Origin of the sequence: Actinomadura sp. BRA 177, from assembly GCF_013372625.1 — a bacterium.
In the GTDB taxonomy this organism is placed as follows: domain Bacteria; phylum Actinomycetota; class Actinomycetes; order Streptosporangiales; family Streptosporangiaceae; genus Spirillospora.
This window is the reverse complement of sequence record NZ_JABXFD010000213.1, coordinates 23376-29863: the sequence shown is the minus strand read 5'-3', so window position 1 is coordinate 29863 and position 6488 is coordinate 23376. Positions and strand designations below refer to the sequence as shown.

Sequence of the window (6488 nt, the reverse complement as noted above, 5' to 3'; positions counted from 1 at the left end):
CCACTGGGTCCGGGACGTCACCTACCAAGAGGACAAATCGCTGGTCAGAACCGGGAACGCGCCCCGCGTGATGGCCACGCTACGCAGCCTCGCGATCAGCCTGCTCCGCCTCGACGGACACGACAACATCGCCGCCGCCAACCGGCACCACGCCCGCGACCCACAACGCACCATCACCCTGCTTCAAATCGCATAAACGACTTTGCCGGGTCCCTGGCTGCATCACCTCGCCCTGCTGGCGGTCGAGCGGATGAACGTCCTCATGGATTTGGACCGCCACGAAATGGCCCGGGAAGCGGGGGCAGAAGCCGTCGGCGCGTTCCGCGTGCTGGCCGCTGAGGATGCCTCATATTCGGGGCTGCTGGCGCCGGCGCTGGCGCAGTTGTCCGAACCGCTGGCTGCCACCGGCCATCATCAGGAGGCCCTGGGCGCGGCGGCGGAGGCGGTTCTAATCGCCGATGAAATGGAAATCGACGACACTTGGATCCGTCCACTGGTCCAGCGGTCCCATGGGCAGCGCCTCGTTGAACATGGTGACCTGTTGGCGGCCAAAGACGCCTACCTCGCAGCGGTCCCGAACGCCGACGATCCCGCGCGGCTGGCGCCGGAGCTTCACCACCTTTCCCATTTGCTGGCCGGGTGCGGCTGGATCTCGCAGGCGGCCGAGGTAGTCGCGCATGCCGCGTCATTGTGTGAGCAGCTCGCCGCGACAGATCCCGAATGGACGGCCCCGTACGCCGACACGCTCGGCTGGCTGGCCGAGTTGCAGTCGCGCTGCGGACGGGACGAAGCCGCGCTTCGCACAGCCGAGCTCGGCGTCCAGATCGCCGGGACGGCGCCCGACCCGGTATTCATGGCCAAGGCCCTCGGGCACCTGGGCAGCAGCCTCGCCGGCGCCGGATTGCACGAGGACGCGGAGAAGGCGAGCCGGGCGGCCCTGGACCTGTGGCAGGAACTGGCGGAGCAGGATGCTGAGCGCCATTCGCACGGCCTGGCGGGGGCCTGGCAGAACCTCGGCAACCGGCTGGGTGTGCTGGACCGCGTCGAGGAGGCGGCGGCCGCCGCTCAGCGGGCCGCTGAGCAGTACGACCCCGGCAGTTCCGACAGGGCGAACGCACTGAACTCCCTGTCGGTACGCCTTCAACAGTTGGGACGGCTGCCGGCGGCCCGTGACACCGCTTACGAGGCGGTCGCCATCTATGAGTCTCTGGTGGAGGCCGAGCCTCGGCTCCGTCCGGAACTCGCCGCCGTGCTGGGCAATCTCGCCGGATACCACAGCGCACTGGGCGAACGGGAAGAAGCGGCCACCACGTCCAACAGGGCGGCTTCGGTCCTGTACGACCTGTATTCGGACGATCCGGAGCCGTTCCAGGCAGATCTGCTGCGCATGCTGCGGACGACCGCCGACCACCTCACGGCGATCGGCAGGTTCGACTTCGCCGCCGAAGCCGCCAAGTTGCGCGCGGACGTCATCGAAGCCGGCGGTGGGCGCGGCGTTGAGCTGGCCGAAGCCCTCGCTGACCTGGGCGGCTCCCTGATCGGGCTCGCCCGGTTCGACGCCGCCGCCCAGGTGTTCGAACGGGCCGAGGCCATGTGCCAGGACATGGGGGAGCCCGCCGCCCTGCACGCGTTCGTCCTCGACAGGCTCGCCTGGTGCCGCTTCCAACTCGGCCGGCCCGCGGAGGCCGTGCGGCTGGCCCGTCGCGGCATCGGACTCCTTGAGCCGATCCAGGCCGACGACCAGAGCCCTCACCTGCCCGAACTTGCCGAACTGCTGGACGACCTCTGCGGCTATCTGCAGGTCTGCGGCCGTCCGCTGGAGGCTCTGGAAGCGGCAGGCCGCGCGGTCGGTATTCGGGAACGGCTTGCCGGCGGGCCGCGTCACCGGGAGGCGCTCGGCCAGTCGCTCAGGAAGCTCGCCGGCGTACTGAGCCAACTTGGCCGGCACAGCCAGGCCGAAGAGATCATGCTCCGCGCGGATCGGCTCGGCGAGGGCCCGTCGACGGAATGACAGGGGTTTCGGGCGAGGGGCGGCAAGTCGGGTTTTGGGGGGTGGTGGGGGGTAAGGGTGGGGCGGACTAGTGATGTCACCTTGGGGGAGGCCGGATGAGCATGCCGCAGAGGATGGTGCGTCGGCTGGAGCGGGTGGAGGCGCTCGACAAGGCCGCCAAGCCGTTGAGCAAGGTGGTTCAGCGGGTGGTGAAGCCACGGATCGTCCGGAATGTGCTCAGCGGGACGAATCTCGGGCATCCGCTGCACCCGGCGCTCACGGACGTGACGGTGGGTGCGTGGACCATGTCCACCCTGCTGGACGCCGTGGGGGGACGCGAGGTCGAGACCGCGTCTGACATGCTCGTGATGACCGGTGTGGCGTCGGCCGTGCCCACCGCCCTGACCGGGTTGAACGACTGGTCGGACACCCTGGACGGGGACAGGCGGGTCGGGATGGTCCACGCCACCGCCAACACCGCGGCGCTGTCGCTGTACGTGGCGTCGCTCATCGCGCGCGCCCAAGGCAATCGGAGCAGGGGCAAGATCCTGGGCTTCGTCGGGTTCGGGGTGCTGGGCGTGAGCGCCTACCTCGGCGGGCACCTGTCGTTCGTCAAGGGCGTCAACGTCAACCGCACCGCCTGGCAGGAAGGCCCGGACGAGTGGACGCCGACGCTGGCCGAGGACGCGCTGGCCGAGGGCGATCACCGCGTGGTCGACGCGGGCGGCGTCCAGGTCCTGCTCCACAAGATGGACGGCATGGTGTACGCGCTGGCCGCGACCTGCAGCCACATGGGCGGCCCGCTCGGTGACGGGACGTTCGAGCGCGGCTGTGTCACGTGCCCGTGGCATGGCAGCACCTTCCGGTTCGCCGACGGCGGCATCGTGCGCGGCCCGGCGAGCACGCCGCAGCCCTGTTACGAGACGCGGATCCACGGCGGCCGCATCGAGGTGCGCATCGCGCCGGCCGGCCTCCCGAAGGGGTCGGACGAGGCGCATCCCCGCCGTGCGAACCGCCGCGTCCTCACCCGTATGCCCTGACGGCCGCGCCCGGGGCTGAGCCTTGCCGGCCGGCCCCGGGCGGAGGCGTGATCGTGAAGTAGCATCCGGTTCGTGACTCGTCGCCGCCGGACCGGCGGGAAACTCGAAGCGGCGCGTGCCGCCACCACGGAGGCCCTGCTGCGGGCCGGTGCGGAGCTGCTGGCCGACAACCCCGTCGGGGACGTGCTCAGCCAGCTGAAGGCGACGGCGATCGCGGCGCGGGCGGGGCGGACCACCGGGGCGTTCTTCAACATCTGGCCGACGCAGGACGCGTACCGCACGGCACTGCTCGGGTGGATCAGGCAGGAGCGGGTCCACAGCCGGCGCGCGGTTGAGCAGGAGATTGCCGCCGTCCTGCAGGCGCAGGGGCCGGACGTGCGGTTGGCCGAGGTCGTGCGCGGTGCCGCGAACGCGAACTTCGAGGCGCTGATGGCGGACCCGATGGCCCGGTTGGAGATCGCGCTGTGGGCTTTCGCCGCCTCGCGGTCGGACGTGGAGGACGAGGGCACCGCCAGGGCGCGGGGCGAGGCCGGGGACTACCTGCGAGCCCTGTACGACGAGGTCGACCGCGATCTCGTGCCCACGTACGCGCACGTGTTCGAGGCCCTCGGCCGACGCATGCGTCCTGAATGGACGGTCGACGATCTCGCCGTCAGCCTCACCGCATTGGTGCAGGGGCTGCTCATGCGCGCGGTGGTGGACCCCGATTCCGTGCACGATTCGACGCCGGACGGTGTTGAGCGGTGGTCCTTCTTTGCGAGGGTCGCGCTGGAACTGGTTTTCGCCCTGTCCGAGCCGGTCGTGTCGGATGCCGATCGGCGGGTCGTCTTCGATGTGGCTGAGTATGGGGAACCCGCGCCGCAACTGGTGCTGACCGCTGGGGACGACGGGAAACTCGACATCGAGTTGCATTGGTCGCGGGCGATTGAGGACGGGCGGATCGCCGTGGAGTTCTCGATCGACGACTGCGTCTGGTCGGTGCCGCTCAGCAGTGATCCCGCAAAGGCGCTCTGGCGTGGACGGATGCCGTGGAATGGCACGCCGCCGGCCGAGCTGGAATTCAGCCTTCACCTGTAGCGCGACTGATCGGCGGGGTGCCGTGGCCAGCTGCGGACAGGCGTCCCAGGGCCATGTTCATTGTGCGTAGTACTTACTACGTTGACCATGGGACCGCCGGTCGCGGCAGCACACGGCCGCGGCCGGCAAGACCGGCGGGACGGCGGGGGCGGCGCCGGGCGGCTCGGTCGGCGGGACGGACGTCGGCCGGGCCGTCGCAACGGGTCGGCCGTCCGCGTCCGGCACCCGGTCATCGGCGGCCGCCGAACTCCCATTCGTGGATTTCGATGGCGGCGTACCGGTCCGGCGTCAGGACGGTTCGCGCGGCGTCCGGGCCGGCTGCCTGAACCAGTGCGGCCGTCCCGAGCCAGGTGGCGCCGTCGTCGGACAGCAGCGGCCCGTACGCGATGAGGTCGTCCCGCCCGGACGGCACGTCGAGGTCGGAGCCCGGCCCCGTCCCGAGCCCCAGAACCAGGAACCGGTCGCCGTTTTCGCCGGGGAAGTCCCACATCGTGCGGCCGAGCAGGTTGTGCCAGCGGCGCAGCAGAACGTCCCGGTACGCACCGGCCTGGTAGTTGGGCTCGTCGAACGCGAACGCGCGGGCGGCCGCTGGGTCGGGCAGGTCGAGGATGTGGACGCTGCCGGTGAGCGTTTCGCCGCCGTCCGCGAACGTCGGCCCGCGCGCGATCATCTTCGCGGCGTACCGGTCCATGTACGACCAGTGCGCCTCGACCAGCTGGTGGCGCAGGTCGAGCGAGCCGGGCCGGTCACGGTGGTAGACGAAGAACTCCATGCCTCATTGTGAGGTCGTTTCGGGTTTCGTGTGGAGGATCTCGCGGGCCTGTTCCGCGGCGCGGATGGTGCTCTCGGTGACGAAGTCGAGGAAGCGGGCGACGTTCTCCAGGCGGGCGGCGGCCGGGGTGTCGCGGCCGAGGACGTCGACGCCCTCCCTCGCGGTCTCGACGATCTGGGCGAGGGACCGGGCGCTGGCGATCATCGACTGGTACCAGACGTCGTCGTCCACGACGTAGCGCTCGCGGCGGCCCTCCTCGCGTTCCCGGCGGACGAGGCCCTGGCTCTCCAGGAAGGTGATCGCCTTGGAGATGGACGCCGGGCTGACCTGGAGGTTCCGGGCGAGTTCGGACGCGGTGAGGCTGCCCGCGTCGCTGAGCGAGAGGGAGGTCAGCACCCGGGCCATCATCTTCGGCACGCCCGAGGCCATGAGGACGGTGGTGAACGTCTCCGCGTACTCGCGGACGGCCTCGGCGTTGCGTCCGTGCGGCTGCGGGGACGCCTCCCCACCCCGGGGCGCGGCCTGCCTGCGCCGGTGGGCGCGGCGTTCGGTGGCGCGATGGGCCAGGTCGGAGCGGTAGGCGGTGGGGCCGCCGTTCCGCATCACCTCACGCGTGATCGTCGAGGTCGGACGGTCGAGGCGTCTGGCGATCTCCGCGTAGGCGAGGCCGTCGGCCAGCCCCAGCGCGATCTGCTGACGTTCCGGCTGGGTGAGCCTGCCTCCCGGCATCGCCGACCTCCTTCGTCGTGGCCGCCAGCATAGCGTTCACTCGCAGCCCATTGCAACGTTCGGCGCGACTGGCGTTGCGTTAAATCGAAGCCTATTGCAACGATATTGCTGCAATGACCTGCGAAGGCAGAGAATTTATGCAACAAGCATGTTGTCGAATCTTGAAACGCAACGTAGCGTTTCCAGAGTTCGAAACAACGAGCCGCAGGAGCGCACGATGCAGACGTTCGACACCCCCGCCCCGATCACCGCCGTCCTGAACATCCCCGCGGGACGCGTCCAGGTCATCGCCGCCGACCGGGCCGACACCACGGTCGAGGTCCGGCCCGCCGACGCCTCGAAGGGCCGCGACGTGAAGGTCGCGGAGCAGACCAGGGTCGAGCACGCCGACGGCGTCCTGCGCATCGAGGTCACGTCGAAGAACCAGTTCCTCGGCCCGTCCGGGTCCATCGAGGTCACAGTCCAACTGCCCGCCGGTTCGACGGTCGAGGCGAAGGCGCCCGGCGCCGAACTCCGGGCCGTCGGACGGTTGGGCGACGTCGCCTTCGAGGGCGCGCACGGCTCGATCAAGATCGACGAGGCGGCGAGTGCCCGGCTCGCCACCGCCGCCGGCGACGTTTCGGTCGGCCGCCTCAACGGTCCCGCCGAGATCAGCACGGACAAGGGCGACATCAGCATCGCCGAGGCCGTGCGCGGCACGGTCGTGCTGCGCACGCAGGCCGGCGAGATCACGGTCGGTGCCGCGGCCGGGGTGTCGGCCTCCCTGGACGCCGGCACCACCCACGGCCGGATCCACAACGCGCTCAAGAACGATGGCGCCGCTCAACTCGACGTCCACGCCACCACCGCCCACGGCGACATCGTCGCCCGCAGCCTCTGA

General features: G+C 70.3%; 6 protein-coding genes and 1 pseudogene. 5 read left to right on the top strand and 2 right to left on the bottom strand.

The window, feature by feature from the left end; translation table 11 throughout:
- From HUX53_RS39945 to HUX53_RS07885, 4 genes and pseudogenes are all read left to right on the top strand, one after another.
- Nucleotides 1-196 (top strand): annotated as a pseudogene (locus HUX53_RS39945) (ISAs1 family transposase); the annotation flags it as partial.
- Nucleotides 197-202: 6 nt separating this feature from the next.
- On the top strand, nt 203-2011 hold the full coding sequence (locus tag HUX53_RS07895; RefSeq protein ID WP_176402497.1) for a tetratricopeptide repeat protein: 1809 nt from the start codon (nt 203-205) through the stop codon (nt 2009-2011).
- Between the two features lie 95 nt (nt 2012-2106).
- Complete coding sequence (locus HUX53_RS07890; protein WP_176402496.1) at nt 2107-3030, top strand: Rieske (2Fe-2S) protein; 924 nt, start codon at nt 2107-2109, stop codon at nt 3028-3030.
- A 72-nt stretch (nt 3031-3102) separates the two neighbouring features.
- Nucleotides 3103-4107 carry a hypothetical protein gene (locus HUX53_RS07885; protein ID WP_176402495.1) on the top strand — a complete coding sequence of 335 codons (1005 nt, stop codon included), beginning with the start codon at nt 3103-3105 and terminating at the stop codon, nt 4105-4107.
- A gap of 229 nt (nt 4108-4336) precedes the next feature.
- Here the strand turns inward: HUX53_RS07885 and HUX53_RS07880 are convergent, their stop codons facing one another.
- Together HUX53_RS07880 and HUX53_RS07875 are read right to left on the bottom strand one after the other, a co-directional pair.
- Complete coding sequence (locus HUX53_RS07880) at nt 4337-4879, bottom strand: YciI family protein (RefSeq protein WP_176402494.1); 543 nt, start codon at nt 4877-4879, stop codon at nt 4337-4339.
- Nucleotides 4880-4882: 3 nt separating this feature from the next.
- Nucleotides 4883-5608 carry a GbsR/MarR family transcriptional regulator gene (locus tag HUX53_RS07875; RefSeq protein WP_176402493.1) on the bottom strand — a complete coding sequence of 242 codons (726 nt, stop codon included), beginning with the start codon at nt 5606-5608 and terminating at the stop codon, nt 4883-4885.
- Nucleotides 5609-5825: 217 nt separating this feature from the next.
- Between HUX53_RS07875 and HUX53_RS07870 the strand changes: the two genes are divergently transcribed.
- Nucleotides 5826-6488 (top strand): DUF4097 family beta strand repeat-containing protein, encoded by a 663-nt coding sequence (locus HUX53_RS07870; RefSeq protein ID WP_176402492.1) that lies wholly within the window; start codon nt 5826-5828, stop codon nt 6486-6488.